The sequence below is a fragment of the Pseudorhodoferax sp. Leaf265 genome, from assembly GCF_001422365.1.
Taxonomy (GTDB): Bacteria; Pseudomonadota; Gammaproteobacteria; order Burkholderiales; family Burkholderiaceae_C; genus Pseudorhodoferax.
The window spans coordinates 141,642-161,592 of the sequence record NZ_LMMT01000012.1 but is presented as its reverse complement, the minus strand read 5'-3'; the positions used below and the strand labels follow the sequence as shown (position 1 = coordinate 161,592).

18 protein-coding genes are annotated in these 19,951 nt (G+C 71.5%); 5 read left to right on the top strand and 13 right to left on the bottom strand.

What is annotated here, in order from left to right:
- Positions 1–133 precede the first annotated feature (133 nt).
- The 4 genes from ruvB to ASF45_RS12580 are packed head-to-tail and all read left to right on the top strand — an operon-like array spanning position 134 to position 4,812.
- A complete protein-coding gene (ruvB, locus tag ASF45_RS12595; RefSeq protein WP_056662371.1) occupies positions 134–1,189 on the top strand; it encodes a Holliday junction branch migration DNA helicase RuvB in 1,056 nt (351 codons plus the stop codon).
- Positions 1,189–2,913 (top strand): rhomboid family intramembrane serine protease, encoded by a 1,725-nt coding sequence (locus ASF45_RS12590; RefSeq protein WP_056662368.1) that lies wholly within the window; start codon positions 1,189–1,191, stop codon positions 2,911–2,913. Before ruvB ends, ASF45_RS12590 begins: the two co-directional genes overlap by 1 nt.
- Entirely contained in the window at positions 2,891–3,454 is a 564-nt protein-coding gene (locus ASF45_RS12585; protein ID WP_056662366.1) for a hypothetical protein, read from the top strand. Before ASF45_RS12590 ends, ASF45_RS12585 begins: the two co-directional genes overlap by 23 nt.
- Before the next feature lie 59 nt (positions 3,455–3,513).
- Positions 3,514–4,812 carry an MFS transporter gene (locus ASF45_RS12580; protein ID WP_056662362.1) on the top strand — a complete coding sequence of 433 codons (1,299 nt, stop codon included), beginning with the start codon at positions 3,514–3,516 and terminating at the stop codon, positions 4,810–4,812.
- A 6-nt stretch (positions 4,813–4,818) separates the two neighbouring features.
- Here ASF45_RS12580 and ASF45_RS12575 read toward each other — a convergent pair whose 3' ends face one another.
- The 8 genes from ASF45_RS12575 to ASF45_RS12540 all read right to left on the bottom strand — a co-directional run bounded on the left by ASF45_RS12575 (position 4,819) and on the right by ASF45_RS12540 (position 14,898).
- The gene (locus ASF45_RS12575; protein ID WP_056662359.1) at positions 4,819–5,793 is read right to left on the bottom strand and encodes a PEP-CTERM sorting domain-containing protein; all 975 of its coding nucleotides are present in this window, start codon (positions 5,791–5,793) and stop codon (positions 4,819–4,821) included.
- Between the two features lie 121 nt (positions 5,794–5,914).
- Positions 5,915–7,387 (bottom strand): amidohydrolase family protein, encoded by a 1,473-nt coding sequence (locus ASF45_RS12570; RefSeq protein ID WP_056662356.1) that lies wholly within the window; start codon positions 7,385–7,387, stop codon positions 5,915–5,917.
- Positions 7,368–8,273: a MurR/RpiR family transcriptional regulator gene (locus ASF45_RS12565; RefSeq protein WP_056662353.1), complete on the bottom strand. Its 906-nt coding sequence runs from the start codon at positions 8,271–8,273 to the stop codon at positions 7,368–7,370. The genes ASF45_RS12570 and ASF45_RS12565 overlap by 20 nt, the downstream gene beginning before the upstream one ends.
- Complete coding sequence (locus tag ASF45_RS12560; protein WP_056662350.1) at positions 8,273–9,544, bottom strand: amino acid deaminase; 1,272 nt, start codon at positions 9,542–9,544, stop codon at positions 8,273–8,275. Before ASF45_RS12560 ends, ASF45_RS12565 begins: the two co-directional genes overlap by 1 nt.
- Positions 9,545–9,637: 93 nt before the next feature.
- Positions 9,638–11,530 (bottom strand): dipeptide ABC transporter ATP-binding protein, encoded by a 1,893-nt coding sequence (locus ASF45_RS12555; protein ID WP_056662347.1) that lies wholly within the window; start codon positions 11,528–11,530, stop codon positions 9,638–9,640.
- A 2-nt stretch (positions 11,531–11,532) separates the two neighbouring features.
- Entirely contained in the window at positions 11,533–12,366 is an 834-nt protein-coding gene (locus tag ASF45_RS12550) for an ABC transporter permease (protein ID WP_056662345.1), read from the bottom strand.
- 3 nt (positions 12,367–12,369) lie between these two features.
- Positions 12,370–13,311 carry an ABC transporter permease gene (locus tag ASF45_RS12545; protein ID WP_056662342.1) on the bottom strand — a complete coding sequence of 314 codons (942 nt, stop codon included), beginning with the start codon at positions 13,309–13,311 and terminating at the stop codon, positions 12,370–12,372.
- A gap of 33 nt (positions 13,312–13,344) precedes the next feature.
- Complete coding sequence (locus tag ASF45_RS12540) at positions 13,345–14,898, bottom strand: ABC transporter substrate-binding protein (RefSeq protein WP_056662340.1); 1,554 nt, start codon at positions 14,896–14,898, stop codon at positions 13,345–13,347.
- Between the two features lie 160 nt (positions 14,899–15,058).
- Between ASF45_RS12540 and ASF45_RS12535 the strand changes: the two genes are divergently transcribed.
- Complete coding sequence (locus ASF45_RS12535) at positions 15,059–15,448, top strand: RidA family protein (RefSeq protein ID WP_056662337.1); 390 nt, start codon at positions 15,059–15,061, stop codon at positions 15,446–15,448.
- A 12-nt stretch (positions 15,449–15,460) separates the two neighbouring features.
- Here ASF45_RS12535 and ASF45_RS12530 read toward each other — a convergent pair whose 3' ends face one another.
- The 5 genes from ASF45_RS12530 to ASF45_RS12510 form a co-directional block, all read right to left on the bottom strand.
- Positions 15,461–16,759: an MATE family efflux transporter gene (locus ASF45_RS12530; protein ID WP_056663259.1), complete on the bottom strand. Its 1,299-nt coding sequence runs from the start codon at positions 16,757–16,759 to the stop codon at positions 15,461–15,463.
- A gap of 68 nt (positions 16,760–16,827) precedes the next feature.
- Complete coding sequence (locus ASF45_RS12525; protein WP_056662335.1) at positions 16,828–17,421, bottom strand: DUF2239 family protein; 594 nt, start codon at positions 17,419–17,421, stop codon at positions 16,828–16,830.
- Positions 17,422–17,481: 60 nt separating this feature from the next.
- Entirely contained in the window at positions 17,482–18,093 is a 612-nt protein-coding gene (locus tag ASF45_RS12520) for a 2OG-Fe(II) oxygenase (RefSeq protein WP_056662332.1), read from the bottom strand.
- A complete protein-coding gene (ada, locus tag ASF45_RS12515) occupies positions 18,086–19,159 on the bottom strand; it encodes a bifunctional DNA-binding transcriptional regulator/O6-methylguanine-DNA methyltransferase Ada (protein ID WP_056662330.1) in 1,074 nt (357 codons plus the stop codon). The genes ASF45_RS12520 and ada overlap by 8 nt, the downstream gene beginning before the upstream one ends.
- Before the next feature lie 69 nt (positions 19,160–19,228).
- Entirely contained in the window at positions 19,229–19,930 is a 702-nt protein-coding gene (locus ASF45_RS12510; protein WP_056662327.1) for a 2OG-Fe(II) oxygenase, read from the bottom strand.
- Positions 19,931–19,951: the final 21 nt, after the last annotated feature.

The following is a 19,951-nucleotide window of genomic DNA, read 5'->3' as shown; positions in this document are numbered from 1 at the left end:
CGGCACCCTGCTGCTGTATCGGCGCGGATGGCCGCGACTTGAGCGCGGCAATGTGCAAATGGCGTCCGCAAACCGGCCGGATGCCGGGCTATAGTGCCCGTTTTCGTGCCTGCTTTTTCCCTGCGCCTGCCCCGTGTCCATCCAGACTGACAACTTCGCCATGCCGCCGGAGCGCCGTGTGGTGTCGGCCGCGCCCGCCTCGCCCAATGAAGAGGCGATCGAGCGCGCGCTGCGCCCCAAGCTGCTCGACGAGTACGTTGGCCAGGCCAAGGCGCGCGAGCAGCTGGAGATCTTCATCGGCGCGGCCAGGAAGCGCGCCGAGGCGCTGGACCACGTGCTGCTGTTCGGCCCGCCAGGCCTGGGCAAGACCACGCTGTCGCACATCATCGCCCAGGAGCTCGGCGTGAACATGCGCCAGACCAGCGGCCCGGTGCTCGAGAAGCCCAAGGATCTGGCGGCGCTGCTGACCAATCTCGAAAAGAACGACGTGCTGTTCATCGACGAGATCCACCGGCTCAGCCCGCTGGTCGAGGAAATCCTCTACCCGGCGCTGGAGGACTACCAGATCGACATCATGATCGGCGAGGGCCCGGCCGCGCGCAGCATCAAGCTCGATCTGCAGCCGTTCACCCTGGTCGGCGCCACCACGCGCGCCGGCATGCTGACCAACCCGCTGCGCGACCGCTTCGGCATCGTCGCACGGCTGGAGTTCTACACGGCCGAGGAGCTGTCGCGCATCGTCACGCGCAGCGCCGGGCTGCTCAGGGTGCCGATCGAAGCACAGGGCGCACTGGAGATCGCCACGCGCTCGCGCGGCACGCCGCGCATCGCCAACCGGCTGCTGCGCCGCGTGCGCGACTACGCCGACGTGAAGGGCGACGGCACCATCACGCAGGACATCGCCAACCGCGCACTGGCGCTGCTCGATGTCGACCCGCAGGGCTTCGACGTGATGGACCGCAAGCTGCTGGAGGCCGTGATCCACCGTTTCGACGGAGGCCCCGTGGGCCTGGACAACATCGCCGCCAGCATCGGCGAGGAGTCCGGCACCATCGAGGACGTGATCGAGCCCTACCTGATCCAGCAGGGCTTTCTGCAGCGCACGCCGCGCGGACGCATCGCCACGCAGGCCGCGTTCCGCCACCTGGGCGTGACGCCGCCGCAGACTGCGCCCGACCTGTTCGGCTGATGGCGCAGCAGGACGCAGCCGACACCGGGCTGTTCACACCGCTCGAATTCGCGCCGCGGCACCGGGGGCGTGCCTGGGGGCAGGCCGCGCTGCTGGTGCTGGGCGGCCTGTGCCTGGCCTGGGCCCTGGACAGCCAGATGCGCGCCAGCGCCCTGCCCTGGCGGCTGATGGCCGCCGCCAGCGTGCTATTGCCCTGCCTGTGGATGGCCCGCGGCCTGTGGCGCCAGGCGGCAAGCCATGCGCCGGTGCTGCGGCTGGACGCACGCGGCGTCTCCGGGGCCGCGCTGCAGCCGCCCGTGCCCTGGGACGCGCTGGAAGATGCCACGCTGGACCGCAGCGGCATGCTGCGGCTGCAGCGCCGTCCCGACGCAGAGCACCCGGACCGCCCGCAGGGCTGGTGGCGCCACAACCCGGCGCGCCCGCGCCTGAGCCTGCACCTGCTGAGCCGGCGCCAGCAGGACATCGCCCACGACGCCATCCACGCCCGGCTTGACCTGCTGCGCCAGCAGGCCGGCGTCGGCGTGGCCGCCAGCCGCCGCGCCATGCGCGACGAAGACGCCTTCGAGAGCCACCTGGACACGCTGGTGCCCACGCCCTGGGCGCTCTACGCCGTGGTAGCGGCCAATGTGCTGGTCTGGGCCATGAACTGGGCCGCCGGCCTGAGCCCGACACGGCCAGCATCGCCCGAACTGTTCGCCTGGGGCGCGAACGCGGCCTCGGCCGTGGTGCTGGACGGCCAGTGGTGGCGGCTGCTGACGGCCGCCTTCCTGCACGGCGGCATCGTGCACCTGACCTTCAACATGCTGGGCCTGTGGGAAGCCGGCAAGCAGCTGTGCCGGCTGCTCGGCAATGGCCAGTTCACGCTGGTCTACGGCGCCAGCGCACTGGCCGGCGGCGCCGCCAGCCTGCACTACGCGGCCCAGAACTCGGTTTCGGTCGGTGCCTCGGGTGCGGTGTTCGGCGTGCTGGGCGCGCTGGTCACGGCCAGCTGGCACTACCGCCATCTGGTGCCGGCCACCAATTTGCGCCGGCTGTGGACCGGCCTGGGCTTCTTCATCGGCTACTCGCTGCTGCACGGCTTCACGCAGGAGAATGTGGACAACGCCGCCCACGTCGGCGGCCTGGCCTGCGGCATGCTGCTGGGGCTGGTGCTGCTGGCGCCGATCGACCGGCAGGCCGCGGCCAGCCGGCGCCGCAAGCGCGCCGCCGCCATGGGCCTGCTGGCGGTGGCCGCGGTCGGCTACGCCGTGCTGGCCACGCCGGTGCCGCGGGTCTGGCATGCCCAGGTGTACGCCGCGCAGGAACTGCTGCCCGAGGTCGCGCGCCGCTTCGACCAGGGTTTTCGCCAGATGGCCTTGGAAGCGCAGCGTCTGCAGCGCGGCGAGATCCGCCAGCCGGTGTTCCTGCAGAACGCCGAGCGCAGCATCGGCCCGGCCTGCAGCGCCATCACCGAGGAACTGGCGCCGCTGCGCGTGCCGCGCTGGGAGCAGAGCGGCCGCCTGGTCCACATGTACCTGCAGATCTGCGCGGTCACCACCCGCTCGCTGGCGCTGGAGCAGGCCATGCTGCGGCGCGACCCTGGCCTGCCGGCCGACGCCGCGGCGCAGCTGGCGCAGCTGTCCGGCCAGATGCAGCTGGCCATGCGCGAGCTGGCCGACGCCGTGCGGCGCGTGCCCGTTCCCATGACCCGAAAGCCTGCGCGTGCCCCCCAAGCCCAACCCTGAACCCCGCCCGCGCCGCAGCGGAGCGCTGCTGCTGGCCGCACTGCTCGTGCTGGCCGGCCTGTTGTGGACGGGCCGCGCCGACCTGCCGGCCCAGCTGGCGCGCTGGACCGGCGGCGGTGCGCGCGCCGATGTCACGCTGGACTACGCCCGCCTCTCGCCCGCGCTGGACGCTGCCACGCTGGCCCGGCAGCTGGGCGGCCCGCCGCTGCCCTGCCAGGCGCAGGGCGAGGCCAGCGTCTGCGAAACCGCCCTGGCCACGGCCAACGGCGTGCCCGCCGCACTGCTGCGCGCCCGCTGGCAGGACGGCCGGCTGCAGTCGGTGGACCTGCTCGTGCCCTGGTGGGAACACCACCATGCGGTCGGCATGCTGACCGAACGTCTGGGCGCACCCGACGGCAACGAAGTCATCGCAGCCGACGGCCAACAGTTGGCCGCGCTGCGCTGGAACCTGCCAGAGGGCGCCGTGCAGGTTGCACGCGCACCGGGCTGGAATCCCTTGCGCTGGGCCACTGCGCGCTGGGAAGCAGCGCCGCAACGCTGAACGCGGCTGCACGAAACCGCCTCGCGTGGTAAGGTCCGCGCCTCGGGTTTTCCCTAGGAATGCCCGCAGACCCGGCCGCGCAACGCGGTCCGCGCCCAGGAGTCCCCGTCTTGAACAGCATCCCCACCACCGCCGGCGGCACGGCCACGCCTGCCGCCGCCTCGGGCTTTGCCCGCGCCGTCTTCTCGCTCGGCGTGGGCGGCTTCGCCATCGGTACCGGCGAGTTCGTGGTCATGGGCCTGCTGCCCGAAGTGGCGGCCGACATCGGCGCCACCATCCCGCAGGCCGGCCACGTGATCAGCGCCTACGCGCTGGGCGTGGTGATCGGCGCGCCGGTGCTCGCGGTGCTGGCCGCCGGCATGGGCCGGCGCGCGCTGCTGGTGGCACTGATGGCGGTGTTCGCGCTCGGCAACTTCGCCAGCGCCGCGGCGCCGGGCTACTGGTCGCTGATCCTGCTGCGCTTCGCGGCCGGTTTGCCGCACGGCACCTACTTCGGCGTGGCCGCCCTGGTGGCGGCCGCGCTGGCGCCGCCCGGGCGCCGCGCCCAGGCCGTCGGCCTCGTGATGCTGGGCCTGACCAGTGCCACGCTGGTCGGCGTGCCCATCGCCGCGGCGCTGGGGCAGTGGCTGGGCTGGCGCGCGGCCTTCGTGCTGGTCGGTGCGATCGCGCTGGCCGCCGCTGTGCTGGTGCAGCGCAACGTGCCCGACCTGCGGCCCGACGCGGGCGCCAGCCCGCTGCGCGAACTCGGCGCGCTGGCCAAGCCCCAGGTCTGGCTCACGCTGGGCATCGGCGCCATCGGCTTCGGCGGCATGTTCGCGGTGTTCAGCTACATCAAGCCCACGCTGCTCGAAGTGGCCGGCATGCCCTTGTCCTGGGTGCCCGTGGTGCTGGCCTTGTTCGGCCTGGGCATGGTGGCCGGCAACCTGGCCGGCGCACGCCTGGCGGACCGCGCGCTGATGCGCACCATCGGCGTGATGCTGGTGTGGGCTGGCGGGGTGTTGGCGCTGTTCACGCTGATGGCACACCACCCGGTCACGGCCGCGCTGAACCTCTTCATGGTAGGCACCATCGTGGCCATCGGCCCGGCGCTGCAGGTGCGCCTGATGGACGTGGCGGGCGACGCGCAGACCCTGGCCGCCGCGCTCAACCACTCGGCCTTCAACGTGGCCAACGCGGTGGGCGCCTGGCTCGGCGGCGTGGCCATCAGCGCGGGCTTCGGCTGGACCTCCACGGGCTGGGTCGGCGTGGCGCTGGCCATGGCCGGGCTGGCCGTGTACTTCTGGGCGCTGTCGAATGCGCGCGCCCATGCGCGCCGCAACGCGGTGGCGCCGCAGAACTGCGCCGGGCAGGCCGGCTGATCAGGCTCAGCGCGGGCGGCGGCGCAGCCACAGCATGGCGAGCCCGCCGCTCAGCACCAGCAGGGCGCTGGCCGGCTCCGGCACCTCGGACGACGCCAGCTGCCGGTAGGCCAGTTCCTGCATCGTCCGTGCCTGCGCACCGGTGATGCCCAGCGCAGCCGCCGCAGTCTCGGAGGAACCCAGGCTGCGCGGGTCCAGCCCGGTGACCTGGCCGAAGACCACCAGGGCTTCCAGGTAGCTGCCGTACTGGCTGGCGTGGTAGCTGTCGCTGGCCCACAGGTTGACCAGGCCGGGCGCGATGCCGTCGTAGGGATTGAGGTCGGCGAAGCCTTCCGCCATGGCCATGTTCCAGGCCAGGCCCACGGGGATCACGCCGTGGATGTTGTCGGACGCCGCGTCCGCCAGCGCATAGCCCGCGTACACGTCCAGCGCCATCTGGTAGATGGATTGGCCGTACCAGTGGCGCCCGACCGGATACGTCTGGTCGGCCCGCGACCAGGTCGCCATCAGTTGCACGTTCACGTCCGCGTTCTGCGCGACGAACATGTCGGCCAGCAGGCTGGAGTACTGCAGCAGCTTGGTGGGGTCGCCGGGGTTGGCGGCGTCCAGCGTGCTGAAAGTGTGCATCACCACGTTGTCCCATGGCTTGTCGATCAGGGCCTGCTTGGTGTTGTAGTGCAGGTCCAGGCCGCTGCCGCCGACAGTCTCCAGGCTCACGTCGTAGCTGAGCCCGGCCTGCTGCGTGAAGGCCTTGAACAGCGCCGGTATGCCGCCGACATTGGTGCCGTTCAGGTCGGTCACGGTGTTCGGCATGTAGGTCTGCACGGCCGAACCCTGGCCATAGGTGAAGCTGTTGCCGATGAACAGGATGGAGGGCGCGGCCCAGGCGCCAGCGCCAGCCGCACCGAGCGAGAGCGCCAGTGCCGCCTGGGCGGCGCCGCGCCACAACCGGGACGATGGAAAGAGCGAGCCGTGGCGCATGCCTTTGTCTCCTGTCTGATTGGGGCGCTGAATATACGAATGAAAGCGACATCTGTGCGCGAATGGTCACAAATGGTTGCGAGATAGGGCCCGCGCACTGCCCGGCGCGGGCCCGGCGCGCTCAGATCTGGCCGCGCTCCAGCATGCGGCCTTCGCGTGCGAGCACCTCCAGCGCGCCCTCGCGGTAAGCGCAGCGCCCGTTCACGTAGACCGCCACCACGCCCACGCTGGCCTGCACCGGCTTGTCGTAGGTCGCCATGTCGGCGATGCGCGCGGGGTCGAACACCACCACGTCGCCCGCATGGCCCGCGCGCAGCAGGCCTCGGCCCGCGAGGCGGAAGTTCTTCGCCGTCATGCCGGTCATCTTGTGCACGGTCTGCTCCAGCGTGAACAGGCCGCGGCCGCGCCAGTAGCGCGCGAACACGCGCGGGAACGCGCCCCACAGCCGCGGGTGCGGGTGCCGATCGTGCGGCAGGCCGTCGCTGCCGACCATGGCCAGCGGATGGGCGATCACGCGCTCCACGTCGTCCTCGCGCATCTGGAAGTAGCAGGCGCCGCCCGGCATGAGCCGGCGCGCCGCGGTCTTCTGGTCCACGCCCCACTCGGCCGCGATGTCGGCCACGAGGCGGCCCGTGAACTCGGGGTGGGTGTCGCTCCAGGTCAACAGCACGTCGATGACGCCGTCGACCAGGTCTTCGCGCAGCACGGTGGAGCCGGCGACATAGGGATAGACGTCCAGTGCCACGTCCTGCCGCTTCGCCAGTTGGTCGATCAGCGGCAGCGTCTCGCGCGTGCGGCCCCACTGCGTGGGACCCGCGCACTTGTGGTGCGAGAGCACGAGCGGCACACCGGCCTCGAAGGCGCAGTCGCCCGCCTCGTGCATGGCCTCGAGGATGGTCTGCATCTCGCTGCGCAGGTGCGTCGCGTAGACGCCGCCGTGGCGCGCGACGACGCGGGCCAGGTCCGTCACTTCGTCGGCCGGCGCCGCGAACGCCTCCTCGTAGAACAGGCCGGACGACAGGCCCAGCGCGCCATCGGCCATGGCGGTGTCGAGCAGCGCGGCCATGGTGGCGCGCTCGTCGGCGGTCGCGGCCCGCGTGAGGTCGTCCATGGCCGCGAAGCGCAGCGTGGTGTGGCCGATCAGCGCGGCCACGTTGAGCGCGGGCTGCGCGGCCTGCACGGCCTCGCGGTAGGCGGCCAGCGTGGCGTAGCGGAAAGATTCGGGACCCAGCAGCGTGAGCGGCGGCCTGGCCTGGGCCGTGGCATAGGGCGCCAGCGAGATGCCGCAGTTGCCGGTCACCACGGTGGTGATGCCCTGCGACAGCTTGGCTAGGTACTCGGGTGTGTGCAGCACGATGGCGTCGTCGTGCGTGTGGCAGTCGATGAAGCCGGGCGCCACGGCCTGGCCGCGGCAGTCGAGCACCGCCACGTCGGCGAGGTCCAGGCCCGCGGGCAGGCGCTGACGCAAGCCGACGCCCAGCGCGGCGATGCGGCCGTCCACGAGCAGCATGTCGCCGGTCCAGGAGGGGCCGCCCGAGCCGTCGACGATGAGGCCGTTCTCGAACAGGGTGGATTCAGCCACGTTGCACTCCATCGCCGTCCCAGCTCTGCAGCGGATGGGTCCGCACGTCCACGCCATGGCGCTGCAGCGCCTCGCGCACGCCGCGCAGGCGGCGCACGGCCGGCTCGCCCACACGCTGGGCGACCAGCACGGTCAGCACCTCGATCAGCGTCAGGTGCACGAGGTAGGCGTCGATGCCCACGTGCATCACGGCGTCGTCGGGCACGGTCAGGCCCAGCAGCCAGTCGGCGCGCGCAGCCAGCGGCGTGCCGGGCCGCGTGATGGCGACCACCTTGGCGCCCTGGGCGCGCGCGATGTCCACCGCGTCGAGCAGGCTGGGCATGCCGCCCACGTGCGTGATCGCGATGACCACGCCACCGGCCTTCTGCGCCCCGGCCGCCACCTGCTGCAGGTGGTAGTCGGCCCAGGCCGTGGCCGACAGGCCCAGGCGGAACAGCCGGGCCTGCAGGTCGGTCGCCATGAACCACGAGGTGTTGCCGGCGCCGACGATGTCGATGTGCGTGGCGCCGGCGATGGCGTCCACCGCGGCCTGCAGCACCGCCATGTCGAGCTGGTTGCGCACGCCGGCCACCGAGGCGGCGGCGCTGCGCGCGATCTTGCCGACCACCTCGTCGGCGGCGTCGGCGATGTTCACGCGGCGGTGCAGCGGCGAGCCGCCCAGCGCGAGCTCCTGCGCCAGCGCGAGTTTGAACTCGCGCAGGCCGGCGAAGCCGAGGTCGCGGCAGGTGCGCATGATGGTGGGCACCGAACTGCCGCTGCGCTCGGCCAACTGCTCGAAGCTCTCCTCCAGCGTGCGGTCGGGGTCTTCGAGCATGGCCTGCAGGATGGCGCGGCGCGTGGCCGGCGCCGCCTCACGGGCCAGCGCGATGCGTTCGAGCAGGGAGGGCGTGGTGTTCATCAGAAGTGCAGCGTGACGGCATCCGTCACGCGGTAGTCGTCCTCGACGATGGGCATCCAGTGCCATTTGTCGAAAGTGGTACAGGGGTGCGAAATGCCCAGGCCGATGCGCTCGCCGACGACCGGGGCGCTGGCCTCGTCGGCAGCGTCCCAGCGCAGGTAGGCGTGCTGGTCGTTCAGCGCCGAGATGGTCCAGCTGGCGGGAATGGCCTGCGGCGCCATCACGCCGCGCGGCGCGCGCGCGAACGGGATCGGCATCTCCAGGTCGTAGGAGATGTCGCGCCGGCCGCAGGTCAGGATGGCCAGGCCGGGTTCGGGGCGCGACTGCACGGCCGCCCAGACCTCCAGCGCGGGCAGCAGCGTCTCGGTGCAGCCACAGCGCTCGGCCACCGAGGCCAAGAGGCGCTTGTAGTTGCCATGGTCGTGCGTGACATAGCAGCCCGAGCGCAGCAGGCCGCGCACGGGCCGGCCCAGCGCGGGCTTCAGGCGGTCGGCCACGAGGTCAAAGATGGCCGAGCCGCCGGCCGAGAGCAGCACCTCGTCGTTCTCGAACAGGGCCTCGTCGGCGCAGAGCCGGGCGATGGCTTCCACGCGCGTCATGAGTGCGTCGGCGTAGGCGGCGTCGTGGTCGCTGCGGCCGGTGGCGCCGCCGCCCTCGTAGCACTCGATGCCGGCCAGGCGCACAGCGGGGCTCGCCTTCAGCGCACGGGCCAGTGTGGCCGCCTCGTCCTGCGTGCGGCAGCCCGTGCGGGCGCCGGGCACGCCGACCTCCAGCATGACCTCGAAGGGCTGGCTGCCCGGGTGGGCCGCGGACCACGCTGCGATCAACGCGAGCTGGGCCAGCGAATCGACCAGGAACACCACGCGCAGGCCGGCGTGCTTCGCCAGCAACGCCTGGATGCCGGCCAGGTCGTCGTCGGTCACGACCTGGTTGGCGATCAGCGTGCGGCGCGCGCCGGCCGCCACGCCCACGGCCAGCTGCGTGACGGTGGCGAAGGTCAGGCCCCAGGCGCCGGCTGCCAGCTGGCGCGAGAACAGCTCGGGCGACATGGTGGTCTTGCCGTGCGGTGCGAGCTCGATGCCGCGCTCGCGCACGAAGGCCTGCATCCAGGCCAGGTTGTGGGCGAGCGCGCTACGCTTGATGACGGCCAGCGGCAGCGGCAGCCGGCCGTCCAGCACATGCCAGCCCGCCTGGCCGATGGCGCTGCGCGCGAGCGGCGGCGAGGTGCGGGGAAAGCCCTTGTAGCGGGTGTCGAGGATGGTGTCGTTCATGTCAGTGACGCCCGGCCGCCCGAAGTCACTGACGCGCCCCCTCGGGGGGCAGCGGACCTCGCGAAGCGGGGAAGCGTGGGGGTTGGTTCCATATCAAAAGCCTCCGGCAATGGGGTGGCGCGCGACGAAGTGGCCGGGGCCGACCTCCACCAGCGGCTGCACCACGGGCTCGTCGCCCACGGCGCGGATGGGGCTTGGGATCTCGCCCTCGATCAGCGCTCGCTTGGCATGTCTTCTCTGTGGGTCGGCCACGGGCACGGCCGCCATCAGGCGCCGCGTGTAGGCGTGCTGGGGATTCTCGAACACCGCGCGGCGCGGGCCGATCTCCACGATCTGCCCCAGGAACATCACGGCCACGCGGTGGCTGATGCGCTCGACCACGGCCATGTCGTGCGAGATGAACAGGATCGCCACGCCCATCTCGCGCTGCAGCTGCATCATGAGGTTGACGATCTGGGCCTGGATGGAGACGTCCAGCGCCGAGACCGATTCGTCGGCCACGATGACCTTGGGCTCCAGCGCGAGCGCGCGCGCGATCGCGATGCGCTGGCGCTGGCCGCCCGAGAACTCGTGCGGGTGGCGCTGCGCGGCCTCGGGCGGCAGCTGCACCTTCTGCAAGAGCCACTGCACCTTGGCCTCGCGCTCGGCCGGCGTGCCGATCCTGTGCACCATGAGCGGCTCGGCCAGCGAGAAGCCCACGGTCTTGCGCGGGTCCAGCGAGGCGAATGGATCCTGGAAGATGAACTGGATGTCGCGGCGCAGCGCCTGCACCTGGTTCACCGGCAGGTCGAGGATGTTGCGGCCGCCGAACTCGATGGCGCCGCCCTGGCTTTCCACCAGGCGCAGCAGCGAGCGGCCCGTGGTCGACTTGCCGCAGCCCGATTCGCCGACCACGGCCAGCGTCTCGCCCGGGCGCAGGTCGAAGCTCACCTGCTCGACCGCGTGCACGCGGCGCGTGGCCTTGCCGAACATGCCATTCTTGAGGTCGAAGCGCGTGACCAGGTTCTTCACGCGCAGCACGGGCGCGGCGCCTGGCGTGCGGGTGTCGGTCAGCAGCGCCGGCTCGGGCGCCGGCGCGCCGTCGACCTGCAACAGCTCGAAGGGCCGCGGCAGATCCGTGCCCTGCATGGCGCCCAGGCGCGGCACGGCCGACAGCAGGGCCCGCGTGTAGGCATGCTTGGGACGCGCGAACACGTCGTCGGTCGTGCCCTCCTCCACGCGGTCGCCGCGGAACATCACGAGCACGCGGTCCGCCACCTCGGCCACCACGCCCATGTCGTGCGTGATGAAGATCACGCCCATGTCCATGTCTTCCTGCAGCTGGCGGATCAGCCGCAGGATCTGGGCCTGGATGGTCACGTCCAGTGCGGTGGTGGGCTCGTCGGCGATCAGCAGCTGCGGCTTGCACGACAGCGCCATCGCGATCATCACGCGCTGGCGCATGCCGCCCGAGAGCTGGTGCGGGTAGCGGCCCAGCACGTTGCGCGCCTCGGGGATGCGCACCAGCTCCAGCATGCGCAGCGCCTCGGCGCTGGCGGCTGCACGGTCCTTGCCCTGGTGCGTGCGCACGGATTCGGCGATCTGCTCGCCGACCGTGAACACCGGGTTCAGGGAGGTCATGGGCTCCTGGAAGATCATCGCGATGTCGGCGCCGCGCACGGCGCGCATCTGGGCCTTGTCGGCCTGCATCAAGTCCAGCACCTGGCCGTTGCGCCGGCGCAGCATGGCGCTGCCGCCGGCGATCTGGCCGCCGCCGTACTCGATCAGCCGCATCAGCGCCAGCGAGGTGACGGACTTGCCCGAGCCCGATTCGCCGACGATGGCCAGGGTGCGGCCACGGTCCACGTCGAAGGCCAGGTTGCGCACGGCGTCGACCGTGCGGTCCGGCGTGCGGAAGCGCACGCTGAGATCGTCCACCGACAGCACGCGGCTGTCGGGCATGTTCAGCGCAGCGTTGCGGCGCTCCAGGGTGACAGTAGCGTCCATGGTCATGCCGCCTTCTTGAGTTTGGGATCGAGCATGTCGCGCACGCCGTCGCCCAGCAGTTGCAACGACAGTGCAGTCAGGATGATGGCCAGGCCCGGGAACAGCACGACCCAGAACGCGCGCTCGGCGTACTGCTGGCTGCCCGCGACCATGGTGCCCCAGGTCGGGATCTCGGGTGGCACGCCCACGCCCAGGAAGGACAAGCCGGCCTCGGCCAGGATGGCGTAGGCGAAGATGAACGAGCCCTGCACGAGGATGGGCGAGAGCAGGTTGGGCAGCACGTGGTGCCACAGGATGTGCGGCGTGCGCGCACCGATGGCGCGGGCAGCTTCCACGAACAGCAGCTCGCGCACCACCAGCGTGGAGGCCCGCACCACGCGTGCCACACGCGGCGTGTAGACCAGCACCAGGGCCAGCACCACGTTGGTCAGCGAGGCACCGAGGATGGCCACCAGCGCGATGGCCAGCAGGATGTCGGGGAAGGACATCATGGCGTCGACCACGCGCATGATGGGCGTGTCCAGCCGGCGGAAGAAGCCGGCGATCAGGCCCACGAGGGTGCCGAGCACCACGGAGCCCACGGCCGTCATGGCGGCGATGGACAGCGAGTAGCGCGCGCCATGCACCACGCGGGCATACAGGTCGCGGCCCAGTTCGTCGGTGCCCAGCAGGTGCTCGGCGCTGGGGGCCTTGAGGCGGTCGAGCACGGCCGTGTCGTTGGGGTCGGCGCTGGCGAACACCGAGGCGCCCAGGGCCAGCACCACGATGGCGACCAGCACGATGGCCGACAGCAGCACGATGCGGCGGCGGAACAGACGGGTGAGGACGGCTTTCATGGCTTACACCTTGACCCGGGGATCGACGACGGCATAGAGCATGTCGATCGCGAAGTTGATGAACACGTAGATCGCCGCGATGACCAGGAGCGCGCCCTGGATCACGGGGTAGTCGCGCCGCAGCACGGCGTTGACCACGAGGTTGCCGACGCCGGGCAGGCCGAACACGGTCTCGGTCACGACGGCGCCGCCGATCATGAGTGCGGTGGTCAGGCCCACCACGGTGACGATGGGCACCATCGCGTTGCGCAGCGCGTGCTTGAGCACGACGATGCCCTCCGAGAGACCCTTGGCGCGGGCCGTTCGCACATAGTCCTCGCCCAGCACGTCGAGCATGGAGGCGCGCGTGAAGCGCGTGATCAGCGCCGAGTTGAGCAGGCCCAGCACCGTGGCCGGCAGCACCAGCGCGTGCAGGCGCTCGGCCAGCGGCGCGCCGGGGTCGCCGTAGCCCGAGACCGGGAACCAGCCCATCTTCACCGCGAAGATCTGGATCAGCACGATGCCGAGCCAGAAGCTCGGCACGCTGGCGCCCAGCATCGCGATGCCCGTGAAGGCCTGGTCCACGGCCTTGCCGCGGAACACGGCCGAGACGATGCCGCAGGGAATGCCGATCAGCGCCGCCAGGCCCACGGCCATCAGCGTGAGCAGCGCCGTGGGTTCGGCGCGCTGCGCGAGGGCCTGGGTGACGGGCTGCTGCAGGAAGATGGAATCGCCCAGGTTGCCCTGCAGCACTTCGCGCAGCCAGTAGCCGAACTGCACGGGCAGCGGCTTGTCCAGCCCGTACTGCTGCTGCACGCGCGCGATGTCGTCGGCCGTGGCCTGCTCGCCCAGCAGCACGGCCACGGGGTCGCCCGAGGCGGCGCGCGTCAGGATGAACACCAGCACGGCGACGATGGCCAGCACGGCCAGCATGCCGGCGGCCTTGGAGAGGATGAAACGGTGCATGACCGGCTCCTTGAGGGTTCTTGGCCTGGCGCCTTACTTGATCCTGGCGTTCCAGAAGAACGGCCAGGTCGCGGGGGTGTAGCTCTCGAGCGCCGGGCTGCGCGCAGACAGGCCGCTGAACTTGCCGACGTTGATGTAAGGCACCTCGTCGTAGACCAGCTGCTGCACCTTGCCCCACAGCGCGCCGCGCTTGGCCGGGTCGGTCTCGGCGTTGAAGGCGGCCAGCGCGGCCTGCTTGGTCGGCGTCTCCCACCAGCCCGGTGCGCCATCGCCCAGTTGCGGCGGCGACAGCATGGGCTCGGGGAACTGGCCCGAGTGGGTGACGTAGATGTCCCAGAGCTTGGCGTCGTTGCGGCGCTGCACCAGCGTGGCCCAGTCGACCACGTTGAGGTCGGCCTTGAAGCCGGCGCGCTTGAGCTGCTCGGCCATCAGCAGCGCCATGTTGTAGTGGAAGTCGTACTGGCGGCTGGTCAGCACGCGGATGGGCTCGCCCTTGTAGCCGGCCTTGGCCGCGAGTTCCTTGGCCTTGGCCGCATTGCGCTGGTTGTACTGGTCGGTGCCGGCCGCGGAATAGAACGGCGAGCCCTTGGGGAAGTGGTTGCCTTCCACCGTGAAGAAGCGCGTGTCGCCGAATCCTGCCGCCAGCATCTCGCCCTCGCCCAGCGCCACCTGCAGCGCCTGGCGCAGCGGCTGCTTGGCCAGCACGCCTTCCTTGGTGTTGAGCACCAGGTAGGGGAAGCCGAAGGACGGCGTCAGCACCGGCACGGTCTTGCCGGCGGCCTTCTCCAGGCGGCTCAGGGCTTCCGTGGGCAGCAGGTCGGCGAAGTCGTACTGGCCGGCCAGCGCGCCTTCCACGCGCGTGTTGGCGTTGGGCACCGGCACGAAGCGCAGTTCGCCGATCAGCGCCTCGCGCTTGCCGCCGTAGCCGCTGGCGGGTTCCTTGCGCGCGGCGTACTGGGCGAAGCGTTCCAGCAGCAGGTACTGGTCGGGCCGGCGCTCCTTGAACTTGTAGGGACCGGTGCCGACGAACTCCTTGAGCGGCGTGGCGATGGACTCCTTGGCCATGATGGCCGCCATGCCGCTGGGCAGCGCGAGCTGGGCCAGGAGCGGCGCGTAGGGCGCAGTCAGCGCGATCTCCACCGTGAGCTGGCCCTTGGCCTGGATCTGGGCCAGCTGTTTGCCCACGGCCTTGCCACGCGGCGCCTGCTCGACCCAGCGCTGCAGGCTGGCGACCACGTCGTCGGCCGTCAATGCGCGGCCGTTGTGCAGCTGCACGTCCTTGCGCAGCGCGATGGTGTAGACCTTGCCGTCGGCAGAGATCTTCGGCATGCCCTCGGCCAGCATGGGCACCACGTTCCACTTGGCGTCGAAGGTGTAGAGCGTCTCGTAGACGTGCTGCATGATGGTGCCGACCAGGTCGGCCGTGCTGGCCATCGGGTCCAGCGTCTGCGGCTCGGCCACCATGGCCAGCGTGGCGTGCGCGCGCGGCGCCTGCGCCAGGGCCTGCTGGGCGGCGGGCAGCAGCAGTGCCAGGGCCGCGGCGGCATGCACCAGATGGCGGCGGCGAAGGGTGGGGGTCGTGCTCATCGAGGCTCTCCTGTGGGTCCGGATGCACCGGAAGTGTGAAAGTAAATTTCAGAAAAACGAACTTTGCGCGAGGAATGCAAGTTCTGCACCAGGGTTTTCCCGGTATCTTGCGCCCGTTTATGAAATAAACTTTCTTCACTTTTCACAGGAGCCGCCATCCATGCCACTCGAATACCTGGGCAACCCGCCCGCCGCATCCGACCGCCAACCGCGTCCGTTCTCGCCCGCCGTGCGCGCTGGCGACTTCATCTATGTGTCGGGACAGGTGCCCGGCAATGCGCAGGGCGAGATCGTCGTCGGCGGCATCGAGGCGCAGACGCGCCAGGTCATGGAGAACCTGAAGGCCGCGCTGGCGCTGGCCGGCGCCACGCTGGACGATGTCTGCAAGAGCAACTGCTGGCTGCACGACGCGCGCGACTTCGGCGCGTTCAACCGCATCTACCTGGAGTACTTCCCGAACGGCAAGCCGGCGCGTTCGACCACCGAGGCGCGCCTGATGGTCGACGCCAAGGTCGAGATCGATGTGATCGCGTACAAGCCCAAGGCTTGAACGCGCAGCGCTTCAGACCAACCGCTCGACGCGCCGCTTGCGCCAGACCCACTGGAAGTAGGCGGCGTTCAGCGCCAGCATGGCCGCGAAGGTGACCGGGTAGCTGATCCAGACGCCTTGCAGGCCGAGCGGCCCGGACAACCCGTAGGCCACCGGCAGTTCGACGAAGGCGATGCAGGCCACGCCGATCAGCATCGGCACCATGACCGTGCCCGAGGCTCGCATGACGCCGCCCAGCACGCTGGCCCAGCCGTACAGCAGCAGGCTCCACAGCAGGATGTGCAGCAGCGACTGCGCCAGCGCGATCACCTCGGGCTGCGTGATGAACAGGCCCAGCAGGCGTTCCGACAGCGCATAACCCAGCAGAACCAGCGCGCCCGTGATGACGAGGTTGAGCCCCATGGCCGTGCGCGTGATCGCGCCCAGGCGCCCGGCGCGGCCCGCACCGATGGCCTGCGCGCAGAGGATGGAGGCGGTGATCGCGATCGACATGGCCGGGAACTGCACGTAGTTGACGATCTGGTTCACGGCGCCGTAGGCCGCCACGGCGTCGGGGCCATGGCCGTTGACCAGCGCGAGCAGCACGATCTCGGCCAGCGAGACCACGATCATCTGCACGCCGGCCGGCATGCCGATGCGCAGCATGAGCCGCAAGGTGGCGCCATGCGGCCGCATCTCGCGCAGCAGCGGCATGCCGAGCGCCAGCGGGTGCTGGCGTCGCCGCAGGTGCCAGGCCAGCCAGGCCAGCGCGGCGACATAGGAGGCCACCGTGGCCACGGCCGCGCTGAGCAGGCCCAGCTGCGGCAGGCCGCCCCAGCCGCGGATCAGCGCGGGCGTCAGCACGCAGGACAGCACCGTCGACAGCAGCATGGCCACCATGGGCGAGAAGGTGTCGCCCACGCCGCGCAGCAGCTGCGAGAACAGGATGAACAGCAAGAGCCCCGGCATGGCCAGCATCAGCGTGCGCGCGTAGAGCACGGCGTCGGCCAGCACCTCGGGCGGCGTGCGCAGCGCGCGCAGCACGGGCTCGGCGAACACGCCGCCCAGCACGGCCGCGAGCAGGCCGACGGCCAGGCCCGCGAGCAGCGCGTTGCCCGCGATGTGGCGCACCTTGTGCGGCTCGCGCGCGCCCCAGGCCTGGCCGATCAGGATGGACCCGCCCGCGCCCACGCCGATGATCAGCGACACCAGGAAGAACACGACCGGGAACATGCCGGCCGTCGCGGCCAGCGCATGGGTGCCCAGCATCTGGCCCACGAAGATGCCGTTGAGCGTGCCCTGCAGGCCCTGCAGCACGTTGCCCAGGACCATGGGCCCGAGGAAGACCAGGAAGGTGCGCCACAGCGGGCGCGCGTCGGGCGTCGGTGCGGGCACGGCGTTCAGCCCTGCACCGCGCCGAACGCGCCTTCGGCGAGCCGGCGGCCATGGGCCAGCACGTCGGCCGGCCAGCCTGCCGTCGCCGCGTCGAAGCCGGCCTGGTCGCCGCGGAACAGCGCGCGCAGCGCCTCCTCGTAGCCCGGCAGGTTGCCGGCGATGGCACGCAGGAACTGGTAGCAGCGCTCCTGCGCGGCGCGCTGGGCGTCCTGCGCCGCCAGGCTGCGGCGCGCCTCGTGCACGAGCTTGCGCAGCGCGACGGACGCGCCGCCCGGTTGCAGCGCGAGCCACTCCCAGTGCTGGGGCAAGAGGGTCACCTCGCGCGCGACCACGCCGAGCCGGGGGCGGCCGGGCGGCGGTGGCGGCGCAGCCGCGTCGACGGACGCCGCGGGAGCGGCGGTGCGCAGGTCCAGCTCGACCGGCGCGCCGCTCGCATCGTCGAACGCCAGCAGCGCTGCGCTGGCCGCGGCCGGCGAGGCCAGGGCGCGCCGGGCCGCGCGCGTGACGGCGGCGCGTGTGCCCTGGCCGATGCGGCGGTGGCCCAGGAAAGCCGTGACCGCAGGCTCGGCCGGGTCGGAAGAATGGGGATCGGAAGTCATGCCCGGATATTACCCGGGTAAAAACACATCGTCAATTACACCCGGGTAAAAAGGAGGCGCTCAGACTGCTTTGTCCAGACGCAGCGCCAGCCCGAGCCGCTGGCCCGAGCGCACGCGCGCGATGCCGTGTCGCAGCCGCACGGTGTAGTCGCCGCGCGTGCCGGCATGGGGGCGCTCGGCCACGGCGAACAGCGCGATGTCGCTGCAACGCAGCGGCAGCACGATGGGCCGCGACTGCATGCGCGGGCGCTGTTCGGTCAGCACCATGGCACCGCCCGTGAAGTCCTCGCCGGGCGTGCTGAGCAGGATGTCCAGCTGCAAGGGGAAGGCCTGCGCCTCCTCGCTGCCGTGTTGCAGCGGCAGGTCGTCGCCGGTCCGCAGGCAGTGCGGGCGCGGGTCGCCGCCGCGCACCAGCGCGGCCGGATGGCGCACGGGGCGCGCCAGGCGCGCACCCCACGCGTTGGCGACCGGCACCAGCCGGGCGTAGAGCGCAGCTTGCAGCGCCGCGACCCAGCCAGGCCAGAGGCCGGGCTGCCCGCACAGCGCGGCCAGGGCCCGGACCTGCGCCGCATCCAGCAGGCCGGACAGCACGGCGCAGCCCTCGGCATCCAGCTGCGCCGCGATGTCCGCCCAGTCCAGCCCCGCGACACGCGCGCGCAGCGCCTCAACCACCCTCGGCCTCGCGCAGCAGCAGCGCACGCTTGCGCTCCACGCCCCAGCGGTAGCCCGACAGCTCGCCGCTGTGCCGCACCACGCGGTGGCAGGGGATCGCGACCGCGAGCCGGTTCGCGCCGCAGGCCTGGGCCACGGCGCGCACGGCCTTGGGCTGGCCGATGCGCGCGGCCACCTCGGCATAGCTGACGGTGGCGCCGGGCGGGATCTCGCGCAGCGCCTGCCAGACCCGCTGCTGGAAGGCCGTGCCCTGCACGTCCAGCGGCAGGTCCAGGCCCAGCGCCGGCGCCTCGACGAAGCCCACCACCTGGGCCACGAGCTGCTCGAAGCCGGCATCGCCGCCCAGCAGCTGCGCCTTGGGGAACTGGTCCTGCAGGTCGCGCACCAGCTGCTCCGCGTCGTCACCGAGCAAGATGGCGCAGACGCCGCGCTGGCTCTGCGCGACCAGGATCGCACCCAGCGCGCACTGGCCCACCGCGAAGCGGATGCGCATGTTGGGACCGCCGGCCCGGTAGTCGCGCGCATGCATGCCCAGCAACTCCTGCGAGGCCGCATAGAAGCGGCTGTTGGAGTTGAAGCCGGCCCCGTAGATGGCCTGCGTGACCGAGGCTTCGCTGGCAGCAAGCTCCTCGCGCAGCCGGCGTGCACGGAAGGCAGAGGCATAGGCCTTGGGCGTGAGCCCGGTCCCGGCCTTGAACACGCGGTGGAAGTGGAAGGCGCTCATGCCCGCCTCGTCCGCCAGCACGTCCAGCGGGGGCGGCAGCTCTGCGGCCTCGATGCGCCGGCAGGCCTGGGCGATCAGCGTGGCGCGCTGTTGCGCCAGCGCGCTGCGGTCGGCCGCTGGGCGGCGGCTCGGGCGGTAGCCCGCGGCCTCGGCCGCCTGCGCGCTCGCGAAGAACTCCACGTTCTCGCGCCGGGGCAGGCGGGCGGCAGCGCTGGGCCGGCAGAACACGCCCGTGGTCTTCACGCCGTAGACGAAACAGCCGTCGGCGCGCGCGTCGCGCGCCTGCACGGCGGCCCAGCGCGCGTCGTCGTTGTCGTAAGCGTTCGGGATGGTCGTGTGCATGGTGTTCTCCTGTGGCCTGCAGTGTGCGGCGCAGTTCCAGCGCAAGCACTCCGGTTCTTGCGCTGGAACTCAGGCCGCGTCGTGGAAGATCAGGCCGACCGTGTGGCGCCGCCCACCGAGCAGCCGGCTCACGCCATGGCGCATCTCCAGCCGGCGCATGCGGCCCGTGGGGCCCACGCCCGGCCGCTGGTGCACGGCGAAGACCACCGCATCGCCCTGGGCGAGCGGCACCACGTGGGCGTGCTGGACACCTGGCCGGCTCTCGGTCATCACGAACTCGCCGCCCGTGAAATCCACCCCGGGCCGCGACAGCAGGATCGCCACCTGCAGCGGGAACACGTGCTCGCCGTAGAGGTCCTGGTGCAGGCAGTTGTAGTCGCCAGCGCCGTACTGCAGGATCAGCGGCGTGGGCCGCGTCTGGCCGGCGCGGTGGCAGCGCGCGAGGAAGGCGTCCAGCGTCGCGGGGTAGCGCAGCGCCCGGCCGAGCCGCTGGTTCCAGCGGTTCGCGATGGGCACCAGCTGCGGGTACAGCGCCTGGCGCAGCTGTGCGAGCAGGGGCGGCAACGGGTAGGCGAAGTAACGGTACTCGCCGCGGCCGAAGCCGTGGCGCGCCATGACCACGGTGCTGCGGTACAGCGCGTCCTGTGGGTACAGCGCGGCCAGGGCTTCGCACTGCGCAGGCGCCAGCAGGCCAGGCAACACGGCATGGCCTTCGGCGTCGAGCGCGGTGGCCAGGTCGGTGGCGGCATCGTCCAGGAGCGAGGTCTGCATGGGCCCACTCTAGGGCAGCCG

Excerpts from the sequence above, each read along its gene's own strand:
- ASF45_RS12565 (WP_056662353.1), bottom strand. The coding sequence starts at position 8,273 with ATGAACACCACGCCCTCCCTGCTCGAACGCATCGCGCTGGCCCGTGAG.
- ASF45_RS12540 (WP_056662340.1), bottom strand. The coding sequence starts at position 14,898 with ATGAGCACGACCCCCACCCTTCGCCGCCGCCATCTGGTGCATGCCGCC.
- ASF45_RS12560 (WP_056662350.1), bottom strand. The coding sequence starts at position 9,544 with ATGAACGACACCATCCTCGACACCCGCTACAAGGGCTTTCCCCGCACC.
- ASF45_RS12535 (WP_056662337.1), top strand. The coding sequence starts at position 15,059 with ATGCCACTCGAATACCTGGGCAACCCGCCCGCCGCATCCGACCGCCAA.
- ASF45_RS12530 (WP_056663259.1), bottom strand. The coding sequence starts at position 16,759 with ATGGTCCTGGGCAACGTGCTGCAGGGCCTGCAGGGCACGCTCAACGGC.
- ASF45_RS12580 (WP_056662362.1), top strand. The coding sequence starts at position 3,514 with ATGCCCGCAGACCCGGCCGCGCAACGCGGTCCGCGCCCAGGAGTCCCC.
- ASF45_RS12555 (WP_056662347.1), bottom strand. The coding sequence starts at position 11,530 with ATGGACGCTACTGTCACCCTGGAGCGCCGCAACGCTGCGCTGAACATG.
- ASF45_RS12570 (WP_056662356.1), bottom strand. The coding sequence starts at position 7,387 with ATGGAGTGCAACGTGGCTGAATCCACCCTGTTCGAGAACGGCCTCATC.
- ASF45_RS12545 (WP_056662342.1), bottom strand. The coding sequence starts at position 13,311 with ATGCACCGTTTCATCCTCTCCAAGGCCGCCGGCATGCTGGCCGTGCTG.
- ASF45_RS12590 (WP_056662368.1), top strand. The coding sequence starts at position 1,189 with ATGGCGCAGCAGGACGCAGCCGACACCGGGCTGTTCACACCGCTCGAA.
- ASF45_RS12575 (WP_056662359.1), bottom strand. The coding sequence starts at position 5,793 with ATGCGCCACGGCTCGCTCTTTCCATCGTCCCGGTTGTGGCGCGGCGCC.
- ASF45_RS12510 (WP_056662327.1), bottom strand. The coding sequence starts at position 19,930 with ATGCAGACCTCGCTCCTGGACGATGCCGCCACCGACCTGGCCACCGCG.
- ASF45_RS12550 (WP_056662345.1), bottom strand. The coding sequence starts at position 12,366 with ATGAAAGCCGTCCTCACCCGTCTGTTCCGCCGCCGCATCGTGCTGCTG.
- ada (WP_056662330.1), bottom strand. The coding sequence starts at position 19,159 with ATGCACACGACCATCCCGAACGCTTACGACAACGACGACGCGCGCTGG.
- ASF45_RS12525 (WP_056662335.1), bottom strand. The coding sequence starts at position 17,421 with ATGACTTCCGATCCCCATTCTTCCGACCCGGCCGAGCCTGCGGTCACG.